Here is a 20734-nt window from a genome sequence, read left to right as displayed (position 1 = left end):
GCCGCAAGCGTGGACCTGACGGCGCGCGAAAGCGATAATGAATTGTTAAGCTTCTTGACCGGCCGCGGCGCAAAGCTGCTCCGGCGCTTGAACCGGACCAAAACCGCCGCGCACGAGCATCGATGACCAGTTGGGATTTTCAGTTGCGAGGGGTCGACGATCCTCGGCTAGCGGCCCACGCCATTCGGGCTTTGCCGGTCTGGCTGTGGTCGGTCGATGGCACCCGCGTGCTGTGGGCCAATCCGGTCGGCGCGCGGCTGCTCGGCGCCGACAATGCCAATGCGCTTGGCGCCAGGCACTTCGGCCCCGCCGATCCGCAGCGTCGCCTCGTCGTGCATCTGGCTGGCCGTCTCCCGCCAAACGGCGCCACGCGGCTGGAGCGGCTGCGGGGCTTTGGCGCGCGGGTGGGGGGGCTGCTTACTTGCGCTTGTGCGCGGATGGAGTTTGCCGACGGGGGCGCCGGCGTCCTGATCGCGGCCGTCGAGCCGGTCGGGCGCCCGATGCCGCTGCTCGATCGGCTGCGCGCGCTGGTGGAGGGCCTCGACACCCCGATGGCAGCTTTCGCCCGCGACGGCCTGTTCGTCGGCGCCAGCGCCGCCGCCCGAACCCTGCTCGGCTTCCGCAACCTCACCGAGGCCGGGCTCGACGAAGCGCGCGCCGAGGCGCTGCGCAGCGGCCGCGCCGAGACCCCGGTCGGCGTCGGCCGCATGGTCCTGCAACGCGTCGGCAGCGGCAGCGACGTCGGGCTGGTGGCACTGCTGCAGCCGCTCGCGCCGGTGGAAGCGGACGTTGCTGCATCAGAACCCATTGATCCTGCTCCGGCCGAGGCGGCCGCAGATGCAAGTCAACAGCTCTCGCCGATTGCCGAGAGCGTGGCCGATCAGGTCGAAGCCGACGCCTTGCCGCCGCCCGAGGCGCCCGACGCGCCGTCCCAAGAACCTTCCCCATTTGTCGAGCCGGTCGCCGACGAACCGGGGACGACCGAGCCGCCGCCTGCCGAACCGGTGCCTGCCGAGCCGGAGCCTCCCGAGCCGGAGCCTCCCGAGCCGGCACCTCTCGAACCGGTGCCGCCGCGGCGGCATCCGTTGCGTTTCGTCTGGCAACTCGACGGCGATCAGCGCTTCACGCTGAAGTCAGACGATTTCATCCGGCTGATCGGCCCGCAGACGGCGGCCGGCCTCGATCGGCCTTGGGCCGAGATCCGGGCTGCGCTCGATCTCGATCCCGACGACCGGTTCGCGCAGGCGGTGGCGCGGCGCCAGACCTGGAGCGGCGTCACGCTGCACTGGCCGGCGGACGGCACCAGCCTTCGGCTGCCGATCGAGATGTCCGGCCTGCCGATCCAGAACCGGGACGGCCTGTTGGTCGGCTATCGCGGCGCCGGCGTGTGCCGCGATCTCGCCGGCCTCGATCATCTCGCCGCGCTCCGCCAGCACGGCAGCTCAGACCAACACCCGCCGCAGTCGCTCTCCGCCGGCACGACGCCGCCCGACGCGTCGCTGCTCGCCGCCGACCAGCCTGTTGCGGCGGACCCAACTCACCAGACCCTAGAAACGGATAGCGCCGTGGAACCCCCGAGAAACGTCTTGCCGTTCCGGCCCGCCAACGATGCGCGCTCGCCCGCGCTGACGCCGGTCGAGAACAGCGCATTCAACGAGCTCGCGCGCCAGCTCGCCGAACGGCTGGAAAGTGAAGCCGCCGGCGCCGCGGATCTGTTGTTCGCGCAGGCGTCCAACGACGATCAGATCAGCGCGCCGGCCGAGCATGACGACGGCGGGCAGCGCGCCGACGCATCAGGCGTCGCGGAGACCAGCACGGACGAGACCTCCGTTTCGGAGCCTGCCGCGCCGCAGGCCGACTGGCTGACACCGCCGGCGACGCCGGCCATGGGGAGCAGTGCCCACGATCGCGTGTTGATGGATTTGATCCCGGTGGGCGTGCTGATCTATCGGCTCGACCGCCTGCTCTACGCCAACGGCGCGTTCCTGCAGCGCGTCGGGTTCGCCAGCGTCACGGAGCTCGACGAAGCCGGCGGGCTCGACGCGCTGTATGTCGAAGAAGGCAGCGGCGGCGCCAGCAGCACCTCCGAAGTCGGCGCGCCGATCACCGTCGCGAGCGCGCACTCCTCGCCGGCGGCGGGCCGGCTGCACACCATCACCTGGGATGGCGAGCAGGCGCTGGCATTGATCTTTTCGCCAGACGCGCCGGCCGTTGTCGCCCCGGAGCTGGTCGCCGATGTTGAGGAGGCAGAGAGCGCCGCGTCATCCGAAGCCGGCCAGGTCAATGCCGAAGAACTCGGCGCGATCCTCGACACCACCGCGGAAGGCATCCTGATGTTCGATGCCGACGGGCACATCAGCGCCTGCAATCGCAGCGCCGAGGCGCTGTTCGGCTATGACGGCGCCGAGTTGGTGGAGCGCTCGCTGCCGGATCTGTTCGCGCCGGAGAGCACCAATGTGGTGAACGATTACTTCGCCAGCGTGAAGTCCGGCAGCGCCGAAAGCCTGCTCGACCACGGCCTCGAAGCACTCGGCCGCGTGCGCGAAGGCGGACTGTTTCCGCTCACCATGACGATCGGCCGCACCCGGCCCGATGGCCCGAACTACTTCGCGGTCTTCCGCGACCTGTCGCAGGCGCGCCGGATCGAAACCGAACTCGGCCAGGTGCGCAAGCTGGCCGAGCGCGCCGCCGGCGCCAAGGCCGACGTGCTGGCGCGCCTCAGTCACGAGATCCGTACGCCGGTCAACGCCATCATCGGTTTCGCCGAAGTCATGATCGAAGAGCGCTTCGGCCCGCTCGGCAACGAGCGTTATGGCGACTATCTCAAGGACATCCGCGCCTCGGGCGAGCGCGTGATCGGCATCGTCGGCGATCTGCTCGATCTGTCGCAGATCGAAACCGGCAAGCTCGAGCTCGACTTCACCAGCCAGCATCTCAACGAGGTTGTCGAGCAGTGCGTTGCGGTGATGCAGCCGCGCGCCAATCGCGAGCGCATCATCATCCGCACCTCGCTGGCGCACGCGTTGCCGCCCGTCGTCGCCGACGCGCAGGCGCTGCGACAGATCCTGATGCATCTGATCGGCACCTCGATCCATCTCGCCAATGCTGGCGGCCAGGTCATCGTCTCGACCGCGTTGAGCGATTTCGGCGAGGTCGTGCTGCGCGTCCGCGACACCGGCCATCGCCTCAACGACGACGAACTCGCCGCCGCCTTGCAGCCGTTCAGCACTCCGGCCCCCAGCGACCGCTCCGAGGCCGCCGGCGTCAGCCTGTCGCTGACCAAGGCGCTGGTGGAAGCCAACCATGCTCAATTCCACATCAAGAGCGCACCGCAGTCCGGCACCCTGATTGAAGTGGTGTTTTCACGCACGCCGGTAGGGGTGTGAGGGGAGCAACAGAGCATATCCGTAGGGCGGATAAGCCGAAGGCGTCATCCGCCATCCTCACCACGAACGAAGCGGATGCGCTGATCTACAGAAAACGCTAGATTGTGCGCTAAAGGTCTGCGGATGGGACTGTCGTCCAATGCCCAATTACCGCCGCGCATGGCTGAAGGGAGGATGTTGGTTCTTCACAGTGAACCTTCACGATCGACGCCTCCCCCTCCTCATCGAAGAGATTGATCTGCTGCGCGAAGCGGTGCGCGTTGTTCGAGCCAGATCTCCTTTTCAGATCGATGCCATTGTAGTTCTGCCGGATCATATCCACACCGTCTGGACGCTGCCGGACGGCGACGCAAACTTCTCGTCTCGGTGGCGGGCGATCAAAAAACACTTCACGAAGGCACTGCCACATATTGAGTACTGCGATCCAACAAGGCGGTCACGTCGCGAACGCGGAATTTGGCAGCGACGCTACTGGGAACATCTCATCAGGACCGAGGACGATTTCGCGCGTCATATCCACTACTGCTATATCAACCCGGTTAAGCACGGTCTGGTTAGTCGTGTTCAGGACTGGCCTTACTCCTCGTTTCATCGGGATGTGAAGCTTGGCTTGTTTCCACTTGATTGGGCGGGCGACAGCGCAGCACCCGGCGACTATGGTGAACCCAACGAACTTTCCCGCCCGTGAGACTGAGAGCCGAAGGCGTCATTAGCTTCACGAGCTCTTTATCGCGAGGACGATCGGCGAGGCTCGGCGGATGGCGCTTCGCTTATCCGCCCTACCCATGACGGCCCACCCTATATTTCTCTTGCTCCGATCCGCGGTCGCGATTTAGGTGGCTGCCGACTGCAAAGCCCGAGACACGCATGGCGACGATCGACACCTCTCTGGTTGCTAAGCTGCCGTTGTTTGCCGGGTTCGCGCCGGCCGAGCTCGACGCCATCCTGCTGGAGGCGCGCTCCATCCGGATTCCCAAGAACGGCAAGGTGTTCGAGCAGGGCGAGGACGCGCATTCGTTCTACGTGCTGCTGCACGGCCACGTTCGCGCCAGCAAAGTCACGCTGGCGGGCGAGCAGGTCGTGGTGCGCTACGTATCGCCCGGTGAGACGCTCGGCGTCGCGATGGCGATCGGGCTGTCGCGCTACCCCGCGACGGCGACGGCGGTCGACGACAGCATCGTGCTGGCGTGGCCGACCGCGGCCTGGCCGCGGCTGGTTGAGCGCTATCCCTCGCTCGCAACCAACACGCTGCGCACCGTCGGCAGCCGGCTTCAGGAGACCCATTCGCGGGTCATCGAGATGTCGACCCAGCAGGTCGAACAGCGTGTCGCCCACGCGCTGTTGCGGCTCGCCAAGCAGAGCGGCCGCCAGGTCGACAACGGCGTGCAGATCGATTTCCCGATCAGCCGGCAGGATATCGCGCAGATGACCGGCACCACGCTGCACACCATCAGCCGCCTGCTGTCCGGCTGGGAACAACGCGGACTGATCGAGAGCGGTCGGCAGAAGATCGTGCTGCGCGAGCCTCATCAGCTCGTGGTGCTGGCCGAGCAGGCGCCCGAGGGCAAGGCGCCCTGATCGACGACGCGGGCGCGATGAATGAGCATGGTCGTCTCCATCGTGCCAGCATGCGTGGTCACACCCCGCAGAACGTCGTGCAGCGCCAACGTTTGAACCGAACGCCGCTCGCGACCTTCGCGAATCTCCGATCCGGCCAAGTACCAACGCGGTGCAACTAACACCTCTGCGACCCGGCTCGATCTCGACGGCAACGTCAGGAAATCGACGCGACCTGTCTCGACCACGCCGATGCGTCCGACTTCGTCCGCGGCACAAAGCCGAAGGCTGTTCGGCCTGCCGCTGACCGATCCCCGCTTCCGCCTGATGCGCGATCCGCAGCGACGCTGTTGCCGGGTTGCGGGCAACGCCGAAATCGGCGCTCACCCAACTGACGCTGTGATTTGCCGAGCATTGACGGTAACCGGTTCATTTAAGGGAAGTTTTATGGAAGGAGGCCCGCGTGTCCGATCGCCATAATCACATTTGCCTTCCCCTGCGGACTGTGTGCTAGACTATTTCGCAGACGCGAGATGCGGAGGACGCCATGGTTGCGAACTATCACGTCGCTGTCGGCGATCAGAATGCGCTTGGGCAATATTTGGTCGACCGCACGGTCAGCACCGACAAGCGTCCGCATCTGCGGATCGCCTGCATCCATTGCGGCGAAGAATATCTCGCAGCCGACGTCAATTTTCACAATTGCAAGTGCCCGTCCTGCCAGAGCGGCGAAGGCACCCGGCTGTTCTGAACGGCCCTCTGCAGGACCGCCCATCAAACTCTGCCCGCCTCCTGCAACTCCCTCATTGGAAAGCTGGAATCGCTCTAATCGCGACATTGCGTCGCTGCTCGGCCCTGCCCCCTCTGAGATACTGACACGGGTCCCGTCAGCCCCTCAGGAGCCTGTCGCATGAGCCGCATCCGCACCGCTGCCTTCGCAATCGTCGCTGTCCTTTTGCCGCTGCCGGCGGGTGCCGCCGAGCAGGTCAACGTCTACACCTATCGCGAAACCAAGCTGGTGCAGCCGCTGTTCGAGGCATTCACCAAGGACACCGGCATCGCCGTCAACGTGATCTCGGCGAGTTCCGGGCTGGAGCAGCGGATCAAGGCCGAGGGCGACAAGAGCCCGGCCGACGTGTTGCTGACGGTGGACATCGGCCGGATCGACGAAGCGGTTCAAGCCGGCATCACCCAGCCGATCGGCTCCGCGGTCATCGACGAGACCGTGCCGCCGCGCTACCGCGATCCGAAAGGTCATTGGACCGGCATCTCGATGCGGGCGCGGGTGATCTACGCCGCGAAGGACCGCGTCAAGCAGGACGCGATTACTTACGAGGAGCTGGCCGATCCGAAGTGGAAGGGCAAGATCTGCATTCGCTCGGGCCAGCACATCTACAACAACGCGCTGTTCGCCGCTTACGTCGCGAAGCACGGCGAAGCCAAGGCCGAGGAATGGCTGCGCGGCCTGAAGGCCAATCTGGCGCAAAAGCCGTCAGGCGGCGACCGCGAAACCGCGCGCGACGTCGCGGCCGGCAAATGCGACATCGGGATTGGCAATACCTATTACTGGGCGCTGATGATGAACAACGATCCCGACAAGAAGCCGTGGGCGGAAGCCACCAAGGTGATCCTGCCGACCTTCGCGGGCGGCGGCACTCACGTCAATTTGTCCGGCGTGCTGCTCGCCAAGCACGCGCCCAACAAGGCGAACGGCCTCAAGCTGATCGAATGGCTCGCCGGCGAGAAGGCGCAGCAGATCTACGCCGACGCCAACTACGAATACCCGATCCGTCCCGGCGTGCCGCTCAACCCGACCATCGCCAGCTACGGCAAGCTGACGGCGGACTCGCTGCCGATCGCCGAGATCGCCGCGCAGCGCAAAACCGCCTCGACGCTGGTCGACAAGGTCGGGTTCGACAACTGACGATGATCGGGACACACGCCGATTCCCTCTCCCCTTGTGGGAGAGGGTGGCTCGAATGAGCGAAGGGAATTCGAGACGAATGAGGGGGCGGGACGAAGCGCTGCGACGCAGCCCCTCACCCGCCCTCGCCGCGCTCGGGCACCCTCTCCCACAAGGGGAGAGGGAAGCAGAGGGCACGGCCACGCCTCCCCCGGCGCGCTCCCTCCGTCGTCCCTCCTCCCGCATTGAACTCACCGCCCTCGCCATCGCCCTGCTCACCGCGCTGATCGTCGCTTCGCCGGTGATCAGTCTGGCGATCACGGCGCTGCAGCCGGCCGCGGATATCTGGCCGCATCTGATCGCCTATGTGCTGCCGCAGACGCTGCGCGACACGGCGTGGCTGCTGATCGGCGTCGGCACGCTGACGCTGCTGATCGGCACCGGCACCGCCTGGCTGGTGTCGTCGCATGATTTTGCCGGCCGCGCGCTGCTGCTGTGGCTGCTGCCGTTGCCGCTCGCCGTGCCGACCTATCTGTCGGCCTATGTGTATGTGGATTTGTTCGAGCCGCTCGGGCTGGCGCACCGCCTGCTGGCCCTGGTGATGCCGACGACAAGCGCGGTGCGCTGGCTGCCGCAGCTGCGCTCGCTGCCCGGCGCGGTGCTGCTGCTGTCGGTGGTGCTGTATCCCTACGTTTATCTGTCGGCACGCGCGGTGTTTGCGGCGCAGAGCGCCGATCCGATCGAGGCGGCGCGCACGCTCGGCGCCTCCCGCTTCACCATCCTGCGCCGCGTCGTGCTGCCGATGGCGCGGCCGGCGCTCGCGGTCGGCGTGGCGCTGGCGGCGCTTGAAACGCTCAACGATATCGGCGCCAGCGAATATCTCGGCGTCCGGACGCTGACCGTATCGGTGTTCACCACCTGGCTCAATCGCGGCAGCCTGGCCGGCGCCGCGCAGCTGTCGCTGGTGCTGCTCAGCTTCGCGGCGCTGCTGATCACCATCGAGCGTCTCGGCCGCCGCAGCATCAGTACCGAGCTCTCCGCTGAGAATCCGCGGCTGCGGCCGCGCCGGCTGCTTCGGGGGAAAAAGAGCGCGCTCGCGAGCGTTGCGTGCGCCGTCCCGGTGCTGCTCGGCTTCGTGATTCCGGCGGCCTATCTGCTCGGCGAAAGCCTGCGCCGCGCCCTCGCCGGCCGGATCGACGACGCGCTGTGGCGCGACGCGCTGCATACCGTGACGCTGGCGTCGGTCGCGACGCTGCTGGCGCTCGGGCTGGCGCTGATCGTGATCCTCGCTCTGCGTTGGCGCCCGGGCCGTACCGCGAGCATAGCGGCGTCGATCGTTCAACTCGGCTATGCGCTGCCGGGGCTGGTGCTGGCGCTCGGCCTGCTGGCGCCGCTGCTGGCGCTCGACGGCACCATCGCCTCGGCCGCGCAAGTGCTCGGCCTGGCGTCGCCCGGCCTGCTGCTGATGGGCTCGGGCGGCGCGGTGGTGGCCGCCTATGTGATCCGCTTCCTGGCCGTGCCGACCGGTCTGCTGAAGGCCGGCTTCGATCGCATCCCGCGCGACTACGACGACTCGGCGCGCGCGGCCGGCGCGTCGCGGTTGGTGACGCTGGCGAAGGTCGATCTGCCGCTGCTGCGGCCGGCCCTGGTCGGCGCCGCGATCCTGGTATTCGTCGACTGCCTCAAGGAGCTGCCGGCGACGCTGCTGCTGCGGCCGCTGAACGTCGACACGCTGGCTACCTCGATCTACCAATACGCCAGCCGCGGCAGCTTCGAGGACGGCGCCCTCGCCGCCCTGATCATCGTCGCCGCCAGCATCCCGCCGGTGATTTGGCTGACGCGGTTTTCGGATCGGGCGGAGTGAGGCATCGTCTCTCGTCATTGCCAGCGAAGCGAAGCAATCCAGAAGCCCAGTTCACGGGGGCTGGATTGCTTCGTCGGCTTCGCCTCCTCGCAATGACGCAGAGGTCGTGCCCGACAAGGGCATCGCCATGCTGGCGCCGTCATCGCATTGAAAATGGAACCGCCCACCGATGCGGCGATGCGCTGCACCGGCTGGTTTCGGTTTGAGCGCCCGCGTATAATTTGCTGGCCATGATGGACAATCGGATGTTTCGCCCCGTGATCAGGATCAGCCTTGCTGCCGCCTTGCTCAGCCTCGGCGCGCAGGCCGCGTCGGCGCAGTCGGCGCCGATCCGCTATTGGGTGCCGGGCGGGCCGTTCGGCTTTGGCGGCGGAGCGACCGAGAGCTGGCAGCCGCTGAGCTGGGGCGACGTACCCGGCTTCACCGCATCCGAGCCGGATGAGGACGGCTTCCGCACCGGCTTCGTCGCGCGCGCCTACAGCACGCCGGTGAGTGCGTTCAGCAGCGGCCTCAACTGGCGCGGCGTCGGCGGGATCGGCGGCGCAGGGGCGTTCGGCAATTTCGGCTCGCTCGCCGTCGAAGGATCGCAGTACGGCTACAACTTCAAGGGCGTAGGCAATACGCCGATGACGCTGTTCGGCGGCGTCGATCAGCTGAAGTATCAGCCCGACGTATTCACCTCGCTGACCTCCCCAGGCTTCTCCAGCGGCAACACCGCGGCGACCGCGGTGCATGCCGGCGTCGAGATCCGCCCGACGTCGAATCTCAGCCTGTCGTTCTCGGCCGGCTACGTCCAGCCCAACGGCGCCGTCGACAGCGACATCCGCTCCAATCTGCTCCCCGGCGAGTCGCCGATGTTCTCAGGCGGCCGCCGCTAGGAAATCCAGCACGACGCGGTTGAACGCCTCGGCATCTGTCACGGTGACGCCGTGGCCGCCTTCAGGCATTACGACGAGTTCGGCATTCGGCAAGCCGGCCGCGAGCTGCTGCGAGCAGGTCCACGGCACCAGCATGTCGTCTTTGGTCGCCAGCACCAGCGTGCGATGCCCGATTTGGCCGAGCCGGTCCGATACGTCGAAGCGCAGCAGCGCCGCGATCCGGCGCTCGATATTGTCGGCGCCCTGGAAGTGCTTGACGCCGTGGGCCTCCTCCTCCGCGACGCGGTCGGCGTTGGCGACCAGCCACACCGGCGGATACAGGAAGATCGGCTGTGCCCGGACATAGGCTTCGACGCCGACATGGCGCAGCAGATCGCGGCGGACGTCGAAGCAGCGTTTGCTATGCGGATTGGGCGCGGCCCAGGCGTTGACCAGCACCAGGCGATCGAGCAGCTGCGGCGCGCGCAGGGCCAGCTCGAGCCCGACGAGACCGCCCAGCGCGTGGCCCATGAAGGCACAGCGATCAATCTGCAGCGCGCGCAGCAGCGCGATGACTTCGTCCGCCATGTCGCCGATGCTGTAGCCTTCGGGCAGCGCCGCCGCGTTTCGGCCGGTGCCGCGATGATCGTACAGCACGATGCGGAACTGCTCGGTCAGCGCCCCGAACTGCGGCTGCCAGAATGCGCCAGCGCCGCCGAGGCCGGCCGACAGCACGATGGTCGGCGCATCCTTTTCGGTGCGGCCGATGATCTGCGTGGTCAGCACGCCGCTATCAGTTGCGTTCATGTCGCTCACGCCGCCAGATCGATGCCGAGTTCGGACCAGATGGTTTCGTACAGCGCGGTGAACTCCGGCAGCTTGCGGATCTTCAAGGGATGGCGCTGCTCGGGCGCGATGTTCACCGGATGGATCGACTTCACCCGGCCCGGCCGGCTGGTGATCACCACGATGCGGTCCGCCATGGTGATCGCCTCGCCGACGTCGTGCGTCACCAGGACGACGCTGCACTGCCGCTCGCGGATGATGCGCAGCACGTCGCTCTGCAGCACCAGCCGGGTCTGGCTGTCGAGCGCCGAGAACGGCTCGTCGAGCAGGATCACGTCCGGGCTGAACGCGAGCGTGCGCATAAACGCCACGCGCTGCCGCATGCCGCCGGACAGTTCCGACGGATAGCTGTGTTCGAAACCCTTGAGGCCGTAGTTCTCGATCAGCTCGTGTGCGATCGCCTCAGCCTTCGTGCGCGGCGTGTTGCGCACCTGCAGGCCGATGATGACGTTGTCGATCACCGTGCGCCACGGCAGCAGCAGATCCTTCTGCAGCATGTAGCCGACATGGCCGGTGGCGCTGTGCACCGGCTCGCCGTTGACCTCGACGCGGCCGTCGGTCGGCTTCAACAGGCCGGCGATGATGTTGAACAGCGTGGTCTTGCCGCAGCCGGACGGGCCGACGATGGCGACGATCTCGCCGCGATGGACCTGAAAGCCGATATCGGCGATCGCCGTCACCGGCGGCGCGTTGGCGGCCTCGAAGGTCATCCCGACCCTCTCGGCATTGAGCACGATGTTGGCGTCAGACATGAGCATGGGTCCCGATCGGATGAGCGGCAAGGAAGTCGAGCGTCAGGCTGTTGAATTCAGCCGGCTCGACGCGGGAGAAGGCATGGCCGCCGCGCGGCACTTCGACGAGTTCGGAGCCGACGATGCGGGCGGCGATCAGCTCGGACGAATATGGCGGCGTCAGGATGTCGTCCTGCGCCACCAGCACCAGCGTCGGGCAGCGGATGGCGTCGAGATAGCGCAGCCCGTCGAACGCCATGATGCCCTTGGCGCGGGCGTCCATGATGCTGCGTGACGGGCTCGCGGCGACGGCGGCCGCGACCTCGCGCTCGAGATCGGCCTTGTGGTCGCGCACGTAGTACGGCGGATACAAAAACAGCGGCGTGGCGCGGTGATACTCCGCCTCGCCCATGGCGCGGAGGATCCGCCGGCGTAGGCTGAGGCACTGCTCCATCTGCGCGTCGAGCTCGGCCCAGGTGGCGTACAGCACGAGGCTGGCGATCCGCTCCGGCGCCTTGGCGCCGAGCACGATGCCCATCGCGCCGCCGGTGGAATGGCCGACCAGATGCGCCTTGTCGATCTTGAGCTGATCCATCAGCCGCAGCAGATCGTCGGCCAAAAGTTCGACCGAATAGTCCATCTCCGACCGCGTGCTGCCGCCGGTGCCGCGATGATCGTGCAGCACCACCTGGTGACGCGCCGCGAAGGCGTCGACATTCGGCACCCAGTAGCCCGCCGAGCCGCCGAGCCCGGCGACCAGCAGCACCGGCTCGCCGGAGCCGACAATCTCGTAGCGCAGCGCGACGTCCGATAATTGAGCGATCGGCATGGCGGGCCTCAGCGCCACTTCATGCGGCGTTCGACCCAGCCGACCGCGCCGTCGAGCAGCACCGCCAGCAGCATCAGCGCCAGAATGCCGCCCCACACCGCGTTGAGATTGTACAGCGTGCCGGCGTAGTAGATCTGATAGCCGAGGCCCTGATCGGCCGAGATGTATTCGCCGACCACCGCGCCGATCATCGCGAAGCCGATGTTGAGGCGGAACGCCGAGGCGATCCACGGCAGCGAGCCGGGCACGATCACCATCCGGAACATCTGCAGCCGGCTGGCGCCGAGCGCCTTGAGCATCTTCAGGTAGTCGCCATCGATTTCCTGCGTGCCCGCATAGCTGGTGATCATCGCGACGATGAAGGTGATGATCGCGGCGACCGCGATCTTGGATTCGATGCCGACGCCGAACCACACCACGATCAGTGGCGCCAGCGCGATCTTCGGCAGGCCGTTGAGCGCGATCAAGATCGGCCGCAGCACCGCGGCCGCAGTCGGCGACAACCACAACAGCAAGCCCGCCGCGGAGCCGGCGATGCTGCCGATCAGGAAGCCGAGGATCGATTCCTTGGCGGTGACCCAGGTGTCGTTGAGCAGCGTGCCGGTGGTGAAGCCCTTCACCAGCTCGCGCCAGATGCCGGTCGGCTGGCCGTAGAGATAGACCTTGATCCACTCGGCGCGGATCGCAACTTCCCACAGCAGCAGGAAACCGCCGATCAGCAGCAGCTGCAGCACGAGGATCTTGCCCCGCGCGAACCACGGCGCGGAGATCGAGCGTTGCGAGGCTTTGGCCGGCTTCCGGTCGGCTGTCTGCTCGGGCATGCGACCTACGATCTCCGCGTTGGCCATGGTCAGGTTCCGACGTAAGCGGTGGTGGCGATTTCGACGAGGAATTCCGGACGCACCAGCGGCGTCTGGATGCAATAACGCGCCGGCGGAGTCTCCGGGAAGTACTCCTTGTAGACGGCATTCATCGCCGCGTAGTCGGCGAGATCCTTGAGGAAGATCTGGTTGAACACCACGTCCTTCATGGTGCCGCCACCGGCCTCGATCACCGACTTGATCGATTCCAGCACGAACCGGGTCTGCGCGGTGGCATCACCGGCACCGACGGTCTCGCCCTTGGGGCCGATCGCCAGCGTGCCGGACACGTAGATGAAACCGCCGGCCTTGGTGCCGGGGCTGTAGGGCGCGAGCGGCGGCGGCGAGCCCGGCGGAATGATGACTTCGAACGGCATAGACACTCCTTGGTTGTCGGAAGCGAGGATCAGGCGGCGATGCTGGAGGCGAGCGCCTGGGCGACGTCGTCGACGGTCGAGCTCCAGCCGAAGAAGCTCTCGACGTTGTAGATCGTCGCCTGCTGGCAGAATTCCGGCCCGGCCTGATAGCAGGCGTCGCGCACCAGGACCGGGAAGTACTCCTTGAAGAACGCGTCGCGGATGGTGGATTCGACGCAGACATTGGTGGCGACGCCGCACACCAAAAGCGTATCGATCCGCCGGCTGCGCAGCAGGCTGTCGAGCGCGGTGCCGGCGAAGCCGCTGTAGCGCGGCTTCGGCACCACCAGATCATTCGGCTCCGGCTTCAGCTCCTTGACCAGCTCGTAGTCCCAACCGCCGCGCGTCAGCAGCTTGCCGGCAAGCTCGGGGCGGCTGCGCATCAGCTTCAGCGAATTGCCCTTGCGCTGATTGACCGAATGCGGCCCGCCGGCCTCCTTCAGCTCCGGATCCCAGCCGTTTTGCAGCCAGATCACCTGAATGCCGGCGCTACGCGCGGTCGCAACCAGCCGCGCGATCGCCGGGATCACTTTCTGGGTCGGCGCCAGATCGACGCCGAGATGCGAGAAGTAACCGCCCGGCGAGCAGTAGCCGTTCTGCATATCGACGACGATCAGCGCGGTGGCGGCGGCGTCGAGATCGACGGCCTCGGGACGGGCGGACAATTGCTTGGACATGATGCTCTCGATCTTCAGCCGGCCTTGCCGACCTTGGCGGTCGCCTTTTCGGCGAAGCTGTTGTCGACCATTTCCTCGTAGGGCCGTGCGGACTTGATCGAGCCGCCGGCGAGTTCGAACGCCATGTCGGCGTCCCACTCGGCTTTGGAGATGGTCGGGTTCTTCGGAATGGCGGCGGAGTTGTCGAGCAGGTTGCCGGCCGCGGAGCGGATCACCGATTCGCCGACCTGCGGGAATTCGGCGACCGAGGCTTTGACGAACAGCTCGCGGTCGGTCTGCAGCGCCGCCTGGGCTTCGGCCAGCGCGTCGCAGAACGCCTGCACCATCGCCGGATCCTTTTCGATCACCTCGCGCTGGGTCATCGCGGTGGTCCAGGACAACGGGCCGATGATGTCGGCGAAGGCGAACACCGGCTCGAGGCCGAATTTCTCCTTGGCGATCGAGACGTCCCACTCGAACATCGTGGCGAACTCGGCGCGGCCGTCGAGCACCGCCTGCGCCTGCGCGCCCTGCGGCAGCTGCAGGAATTTGACGCCGCTGGCCTCCGGATCGTAGCCGCCGCGGTCCTTCATGGCGAAGGTCGGGGTCTGGATGGTGGAGGATGGGAAGCGCAGCGTGGCGATGGTCTTGCCCTTGAAGTCGGCGATGTTGCCGACCTTGGTGCCGGGCTTGGCGACCGCCCACATCGCGACGCCGCCGACGACCTTGGCGATGTTGCTGACCTTGGCGCCCTCGTTGACGGCGTTGACCGACATGCCGGCGCCGGTGACGGCGAAGCTGGCATTGCCCGACAGCACCACCGGCAGCGCCAGCGCGATGCCGCCGGCCGAGCTGACGGCGACGTCGAGGCCGTGCTTCTTGAAGAAGCCGCCGTGCTTGGCGGCGTAGACCGACACATACATGCCGAGGTGGATCGCCTCGGAAACCTTGATGGATTTCAGCGACTGGGCGGCGGCGGGGCTGCCGAGCCGGTCGAAGGCTGCGACCATGGCGGCCGCGCTCGCCCCCAGCAGGACGGTCCGCCGCGAGGCGGCGCCGGTGTAAAGCTTGGTGGCTGTGCGCTCAGATTTCACGACGCGTCCTCCGTTGGGGCCTGTGGCCGCCAGACTAAGGACGGAGAAGCTGTTCCGAAAAGTCGAGAATCAGTCATGCGATGCTGCCAAAAAGGCAACACCCTCAGCCGGGCTTCTTTCGCTTCGACAGGCCACGGATGGCGTCCGCCAGCGCCTTGAGAAACTCCTGCGGCGCGTGCGGCAGCGGCCGGTCGCGGTGCACGCTGATGCTGGAGCGGGCCGCGGCGAAGGCCGGATCGGCGATCGGGATCGCCCGCAGCGCGTCGGAATGCAGCTCGGTGATCACCGTCAGCGCCGGCATGAAGGCGATCACCTGCCCGGTCGCGGCCATCCGCTTGGTGAGCTCCAGCGAATTGGTGGTCACCAGCACCTGGGGGGTGCGTTGGCGCTTGGCGATCGCGCGCTCGAACACCTGGCGCAGGCCGAAACTATGCTCGGGCAGCGCGATGGTCTGGGTGCAGATATCGTCGAGTGTCAGCGAGGTGCGGTTGGCGAATTGATGCGTAGGCGCCACCAGGCAGGCGATCGGCTCGATATGCTCGGCGATCACTTCGATCTCCGGCCGCGGCGTCGCGTTGAAAGTGATGCCGATATCCGCCTCATCTTCGAGTAGCGCCTCGATGATGCGATCCGTCGAGCCGGTCTGGATACGAAAGCTGACGGCCGGATAGCGATGGTGGAAGTTGGCGAGCAGATCCGGCAGCAGCCCGGACACCAGCCCTTCGATCACGAACAGCGACACCTCGCCGCGGCGCAGGCCGCGCAGGTCATCGATCTCATTGCGGGCGCGGTCGAGGTCGCGAAAGATCCGGGTGCTCTGCCGCGCCAGCACTTCGCCGGCCGGGGTCAGTTGCACGCCGACCTTGGAGCGCTCGAACAGCACGGCGTCGAGTTCATGCTCGAGCTGCGCGATCTGCCGGCTGACCGCGGAGGGCGCGACGTGCAGCCGATCGGCCGCCTTGCGGATCGAGCCGAGCTTGGCGACCTCGTTGAAGTAACGCAGAGTCAGAAAGCGCACGCGACCTCATCGGATGGAGGAGCAGGGAAACGATGATGACGCGTTTCCGCTGCGCTGTGGCCGCGAACCTGCAAATCTCAATCCGATACGGCAGACGATCCGCGTCCGGTCCGGCCGTTCGATTTCGCTGATGAATCCGTCATGGCCGGGCTTGTCCCGGCCATCCACGCCTTTCGTGCGTTTCCGTCAGCAAGGCGTGGATGCCCGGCACAAGGCCGGGCATGACGGGTGGAGACGAAAGTGCCTGATCTCAAAGGGCGCATTCGCGGCAACCGATCGTCGCGTGGCACGGCGCTGCGCGCCTTTGCCCACCCTACATCTAAGTCACCAACTACGCGTTCTTGAGCGCCACCCGAAAATCGGCTTCGGTCTTCGCCTTGACCTCGTCGAGGGTGACGCCGTCGGCGAGTTCGATCAGCGCCATGCCGTCATTGCCGTGCTTGTCGATGGTGAACACGGCGAGATCGGTGACCACCATGTCGACGACGCGCTCGCCGGTCAGCGGCAGGTTGCAGCTCTTCAGCAGCTTCGGGCCGTCCTTGGCGGAATGCTCCATCACCACGATGACGCGCTTGACGCCGGCGACCAGATCCATTGCGCCGCCCATGCCCTTGACCATCTTGCCGGGGATCATCCAGTTGGCGAGGTCGCCATTCTGGGCGACCTGCATGGCGCCGAGGATCGACAAATCGATGTGGCCGCCGCGGACCATCGCGAAGGAATCGGCCGAGGAGAAGTAGCTGGTCGACGGCAGCTCGGTGACGGTCTGCTTGCCGGCGTTGATCAGATCCGGATCCTCGTCGCCCTCATAGGGGAACGGGCCCATGCCGAGCATGCCGTTCTCGCTCTGCAGCACCACGTCGACGCCGTCGGGGATGTAGTTCGACACCAGCGTCGGAATGCCGATGCCGAGATTGACGTAGAAACCGTCGCGCAATTCCTTGGCGGCGCGCGCCGCCATCTGTTCGCGGGTCCAGGCCATCAGACTTCTCCTCAGCTCGCCGCGGTTTCGGGGCGCTTGCGCGTGGTGCGCTGCTCGATGTGTTTCTTGGCAGTGCCGACTTCGATGATGCGCTGGACGAAGATGCCCGGCGTGTGGATATGATCGGGATCGATCTCGCCGGCCGGCACCAGATGCTCGACCTCGGCGATGGTGATCTTCGCCGCGGTGGCCATCATCGGATTGAAGTTGCGCGCGGTCTTTCGGTACACGAGGTTGCCGGCGGTGTCGCCCTTCCAGGCGTGCACGATCGCGATGTCGCCGAACAGGCCGCGCTCCATCACGTACTTCTCGCCGTCAAACTCGCGCACTTCCTTGCCTTCCGCCACCAGCGTGCCGACGCCGGTCTTGGTGAAGAACGCCGGAATGCCGGCGCCGCCGGCGCGAATGCGCTCGGCCAGCGTGCCCTGCGGGCAGAATTCGAGTTCGAGTTCGCCGGCCAGATATTGCTGCGCGAACAGCTTGTTCTCGCCCACATAGGACGAAATCATCTTCTTGATCTGCCGCGTTTCCAGCAGTCGGCTGAGGCCGATGCCGTCGACCCCGGCATTGTTGGAGACGACGGTGAGGCCCTTGACGCCGGACTCGCGCAGCGCGTCGGACAGCGTCTCGGCGATGCCGCACAGCCCGAAACCGCCGGACATAACCATCATGCCGTCGCGCAGGATTCCGGCCAGGGCCGCTTCGGCGTCGGGATAAACCTTTTTCATGGACAGGGACCTGGTCAGAGGGGCTGTTCTGCGAGTGGGTCTATTCAGCAAAAACCGCGCAGGCCGTCAATTGCGCCCACAGGCTGCGGCCCGGAAGGCCTTGAATCAGACAAGAAAACCGATCAAGTTGCCGGCCGACCGAGGGCCGGCGGGGGCCCATCCCTCAACACGCCCATAGATCGATCCGGATAGTCATTGGCGATGGCCCAAGGAATCAAGCGCCTCGGCATCTCGGTGGCGGCGCTGATCGCCATCGTGGTGATCGGCGCGCTGCTGCTGTCGCTGCTGATCGACCGTGGCTCGATGCGCCAGGCCGTCGAGGCGCAGCTGCGCGCCGCCACCGGTCTCGATCTCGCGGTCGATGGCGATATCGACGTTGCGGTGTTTCCGCGCAGCTACGTGACCTTCAACGCGGTGCGGCTGAAGGGCAGCGGCGATAGCAGCGAGGACTCCGCGCTCAGCGTCGAGACGCTCACCGCCAATCTGCGATTATTGCCGCTGCTGCTGCGCCGCTTCGAAATCGCCGACATCGCGCTGATGCAGCCGACCATCCGGGTGATCCGCGATGCCGACGGCGGCAGCAACTGGACGCCCTTCATCAAGAGCCTGACGCGGACGATGAAGCCCGGGCTCGACGACCAGGTGTCGTTCTCCGAAATCCGGCTGCAGGACGGCACGCTGAGCTATCGCGACGACGCCAGCGCGATCCTCGAACGCGTCAGCGACATCGATCTGGCGCTGGCGTGGCCGTCGATCTCGCGCACCTTCGCGGCCGCCGGCCAGTTCGACTGGCGCGGCGAGCGGCTCGACGGCAGCATTAGCGTCAACGATTTCATCGCGGCGCTGGCGGGCGATCGCTCCGGCCTCAAGCTGCGGCTCGCCGGCCCGCCGATGAAGCTCGCCTTCGACGGCGCGATCGCCAACAAATCCAGCCTGGTGCTGGAAGGCACGCTGTCGGCCGACAGCGCCTCGCTGCGCAACGCGCTGCGCTGGGCCGGCCAGGAGCCGCCCGGCGCCGGCGGTTTCGGCCGCTTCGCCATGAAGGCGCGCGCTAGCCTGATCGGGCCTTCGGTGGCGCTGACCAACGTCAATATCGAACTCGATAAGAACGTCGCCGAAGGCGTGATGACCTACACCATCGCCGGCGGCCACCAGGGCCTGCAGGCGACGCTCGCGGCCGGTTCGATCGACGCCACGCCCTACATCTCCACGGTCCGGCTGCTGGCCAGCGGCGCCCGCGACTGGAACCGGCAGCTGTTCGATCTCGGCTCCAGCAACCCGATCGATCTCGACGTGCGGCTGTCGGCCGCCAAGGTGTTGCTCGGCTCCTCGACGCTGGGCCGCACCGCGCTCAGCGCCAATCTGCGCGGCGGCGCGCTGGCGCTCAGCGTCGGCGAGGCGCAGGTTTATGGCGGCATCGTGCAGGGCACGCTCGGCGTGTCGCGGCGCGACAACATCGCCAACATCAAGACCCAGTTCCAGTTCAGAGACGTCGATCTCGAAGCCTGCGCCTCCGACCTGCTCGGCGTGCGCAATCTGTCGGGCCGCGGCAATCTCGGTATCTCGCTGGAAGCTTCGGGCTCCAGCCCGTTCGGCCTGGCGCAGTCGCTCGACGGCTCGGCGCTGCTGACCGGCCATGACGGCGCCATCACCGGCTTCAATGTCGAGCAATTGCTGAAGCGGCTGGAGCGCCGGCCGCTGTCCGGCGGCGGCAATTTCCGCAACGGCAAGACGCCGTTCACCACCCTCAACGTCGCGGTGCGGTTCCGCGACGGCGTCGCCACCGCCGACGACATCCGGATCGATGGCCCGACCGCGAAAATCTCGCTGACCGGCACCGCCTCGGTGCCGTCGCGCGAATACGACCTCAAGGGCGTCGCCAGCCTCGCCAACGGCGGCGGCGCCGCGGCCGGCTTCGAGCTGCCGTTCATCGTCGAAGGCCCATGGGACGATCCCCTGATCTTCCCCGATCCGGAAAGCCTGATCCGCCGCTCCCCCGCCTCCGCCCCGCTGCTCGACGCGGTGAAGGACAAGAAAACCCGCGACGCGGTTCGCTCGGTGCTAGAACGCATCACCGGCGGCGGCCGCAAGAGCGAGCCGGACGCGGGCGCCGAGCCGCCATCGACAGCGCCGGCGGCGCCCCCCAAAGCGAACTGATCAGTCGTCCGAGACGGCCGTCCTGCGCAATGTCTGCCGTGTTGCCCAGCAGGCGATCGCGCCGTTACGTTTCGACAACGAAAATGCCGTAAGATGTGAGCGTATAACTCCTCTGCGCCTGAGACGGCGTTGAGAACACCAGCGTCTGCCAAGCGACAAAGAGCAAACCGGGGAAGCGCGCGCATGGCTGGATGTCATGGGGGTGTGGTGCTGGCCGCGATCCTCTCGGCGTCGGTGCTGGCACCGATTGCCCCGGGACACACGGCCGATGGCTCGTCGATCGTAACCAACGGCAGCTCGGGTGCGCCCGCTTGCGCCTCGTGTCACGGCCAGAAGGGCGAAGGCCTTCCGGCTGATGGCTATCCCAGGCTGTCCGGTCTCAATGCCGGCTATCTCGTTCATCAATTGAACAGCTTCGCGGACAGCAGCCGCTCCAGCGAGGTAATGTCGCCGGTCGCGAAGGGCCTGTCGCCCGAGGAGCGGCAAGCCGTCGCCGCGTACTACGCAAGCCAGTCGGCGCCGCCGGCAATAGACCAGGCCGCCAACTCTGAACTCGCTGCAACCCGGGGCCGCGACCTCGCCACGATCGGGGTCTGGGCAAACGGACTTCCGGCCTGCAACCAGTGCCACGGACCGCAAGGCGAAGGCGTCGGCGCCGGCTTTCCGCGTCTCGCAGGCCAATCGGCGAAGTACATCGAGAATCAACTCACCGCGTTCCGCAGCGCCACGCGACAGAACGATGCGCTGCATCTGATGACCGGCATCGCCAGCAAGCTGGACGAAGCCGATATCAAGGCGGTCGCAAGCTATTACGCCAAGCTTTCCATCACCGCCGGAAAGAAAGACTGAT

19 protein-coding genes are annotated in these 20734 nt (G+C 66.5%); 9 read left to right on the top strand and 10 right to left on the bottom strand.

The genetic code is table 11. The features are described 5' to 3' along the window. The first annotated feature begins 122 nt into the window (after positions 1 to 122). The 7 genes from D4Q52_RS15650 to D4Q52_RS15620 all read left to right on the top strand — a co-directional run bounded on the left by D4Q52_RS15650 (position 123) and on the right by D4Q52_RS15620 (position 9588). Positions 123 to 3386, top strand: a complete 3264-nt coding sequence (locus D4Q52_RS15650; RefSeq protein WP_119857492.1) for a PAS domain-containing protein — start codon at positions 123 to 125, stop codon at positions 3384 to 3386. Between the two features lie 139 nt (positions 3387 to 3525). Beyond that, complete coding sequence (locus D4Q52_RS15645) at positions 3526 to 4074, top strand: REP-associated tyrosine transposase (protein ID WP_119857491.1); 549 nt, start codon at positions 3526 to 3528, stop codon at positions 4072 to 4074. A gap of 179 nt (positions 4075 to 4253) precedes the next feature. Beyond that, positions 4254 to 4964: a Crp/Fnr family transcriptional regulator gene (locus D4Q52_RS15640; RefSeq protein WP_119857490.1), complete on the top strand. Its 711-nt coding sequence runs from the start codon at positions 4254 to 4256 to the stop codon at positions 4962 to 4964. 526 nt (positions 4965 to 5490) lie between these two features. Continuing rightward, entirely contained in the window at positions 5491 to 5694 is a 204-nt protein-coding gene (locus tag D4Q52_RS15635) for a hypothetical protein (RefSeq protein ID WP_119857489.1), read from the top strand. Positions 5695 to 5853: 159 nt separating this feature from the next. Next, on the top strand, positions 5854 to 6867 hold the full coding sequence (locus D4Q52_RS15630; protein ID WP_119857488.1) for a Fe(3+) ABC transporter substrate-binding protein: 1014 nt from the start codon (positions 5854 to 5856) through the stop codon (positions 6865 to 6867). A gap of 223 nt (positions 6868 to 7090) precedes the next feature. Next, complete coding sequence (locus tag D4Q52_RS15625) at positions 7091 to 8710, top strand: ABC transporter permease (RefSeq protein WP_234831216.1); 1620 nt, start codon at positions 7091 to 7093, stop codon at positions 8708 to 8710. A 245-nt stretch (positions 8711 to 8955) separates the two neighbouring features. Further along, positions 8956 to 9588, top strand: coding sequence for a hypothetical protein (locus D4Q52_RS15620; protein WP_234831212.1), 633 nt, complete (start codon positions 8956 to 8958; stop codon positions 9586 to 9588). Here the strand turns inward: D4Q52_RS15620 and rutD are convergent. The 10 genes from rutD to D4Q52_RS15570 all read right to left on the bottom strand — a co-directional run bounded on the left by rutD (position 9571) and on the right by D4Q52_RS15570 (position 17727). Continuing rightward, positions 9571 to 10374, bottom strand: a complete 804-nt coding sequence (rutD, locus tag D4Q52_RS15615) for a pyrimidine utilization protein D (protein WP_119857486.1) — start codon at positions 10372 to 10374, stop codon at positions 9571 to 9573. The genes D4Q52_RS15620 and rutD overlap by 18 nt on opposite strands. Positions 10375 to 10379: 5 nt before the next feature. Next, on the bottom strand, positions 10380 to 11165 hold the full coding sequence (locus D4Q52_RS15610; RefSeq protein ID WP_119857549.1) for an ABC transporter ATP-binding protein: 786 nt from the start codon (positions 11163 to 11165) through the stop codon (positions 10380 to 10382). Further along, on the bottom strand, positions 11158 to 11973 hold the full coding sequence (locus tag D4Q52_RS15605) for an alpha/beta fold hydrolase (protein ID WP_119857485.1): 816 nt from the start codon (positions 11971 to 11973) through the stop codon (positions 11158 to 11160). The genes D4Q52_RS15610 and D4Q52_RS15605 overlap by 8 nt, the downstream gene beginning before the upstream one ends. An 8-nt stretch (positions 11974 to 11981) precedes the next feature. Continuing rightward, positions 11982 to 12794, bottom strand: a complete 813-nt coding sequence (locus tag D4Q52_RS15600) for an ABC transporter permease (RefSeq protein WP_234831211.1) — start codon at positions 12792 to 12794, stop codon at positions 11982 to 11984. A gap of 29 nt (positions 12795 to 12823) precedes the next feature. After that, the gene (gene rutC / locus D4Q52_RS15595) at positions 12824 to 13210 is read right to left on the bottom strand and encodes a pyrimidine utilization protein C (RefSeq protein ID WP_119857483.1); all 387 of its coding nucleotides are present in this window, start codon (positions 13208 to 13210) and stop codon (positions 12824 to 12826) included. Between the two features lie 29 nt (positions 13211 to 13239). Then, complete coding sequence (locus D4Q52_RS15590; RefSeq protein WP_119857482.1) at positions 13240 to 13926, bottom strand: isochorismatase family protein; 687 nt, start codon at positions 13924 to 13926, stop codon at positions 13240 to 13242. A 14-nt stretch (positions 13927 to 13940) separates the two neighbouring features. Beyond that, positions 13941 to 14999 (bottom strand): ABC transporter substrate-binding protein, encoded by a 1059-nt coding sequence (locus D4Q52_RS15585; protein WP_119857481.1) that lies wholly within the window; start codon positions 14997 to 14999, stop codon positions 13941 to 13943. A gap of 103 nt (positions 15000 to 15102) precedes the next feature. Next, on the bottom strand, positions 15103 to 16017 hold the full coding sequence (locus tag D4Q52_RS15580; protein WP_119857480.1) for a LysR family transcriptional regulator: 915 nt from the start codon (positions 16015 to 16017) through the stop codon (positions 15103 to 15105). 331 nt (positions 16018 to 16348) lie between these two features. Then, the gene (locus tag D4Q52_RS15575) at positions 16349 to 16999 is read right to left on the bottom strand and encodes a CoA transferase subunit B (RefSeq protein ID WP_119857479.1); all 651 of its coding nucleotides are present in this window, start codon (positions 16997 to 16999) and stop codon (positions 16349 to 16351) included. Between the two features lie 11 nt (positions 17000 to 17010). Further along, entirely contained in the window at positions 17011 to 17727 is a 717-nt protein-coding gene (locus tag D4Q52_RS15570) for a CoA transferase subunit A (RefSeq protein ID WP_119857478.1), read from the bottom strand. Positions 17728 to 17928: 201 nt separating this feature from the next. Here D4Q52_RS15570 and D4Q52_RS15565 point away from each other — a divergent pair, with 201 nt between their 5' ends. Together D4Q52_RS15565 and D4Q52_RS15560 are read left to right on the top strand one after the other, a co-directional pair. Further along, on the top strand, positions 17929 to 19884 hold the full coding sequence (locus tag D4Q52_RS15565; protein ID WP_119857477.1) for an AsmA family protein: 1956 nt from the start codon (positions 17929 to 17931) through the stop codon (positions 19882 to 19884). Between the two features lie 207 nt (positions 19885 to 20091). Then, positions 20092 to 20733, top strand: a complete 642-nt coding sequence (locus tag D4Q52_RS15560) for a c-type cytochrome (RefSeq protein WP_234831210.1) — start codon at positions 20092 to 20094, stop codon at positions 20731 to 20733. The last annotated feature ends 1 nt before the right edge of the window (position 20734 follow it).

This window comes from Rhodopseudomonas palustris (assembly GCF_003591005.1).
Taxonomy (GTDB): Bacteria; Pseudomonadota; Alphaproteobacteria; order Rhizobiales; family Xanthobacteraceae; genus Rhodopseudomonas; species Rhodopseudomonas palustris_K.
The sequence above is the reverse complement of the archived record's forward strand: the minus strand, read 5'-3'. Positions and strand labels throughout refer to the sequence as shown.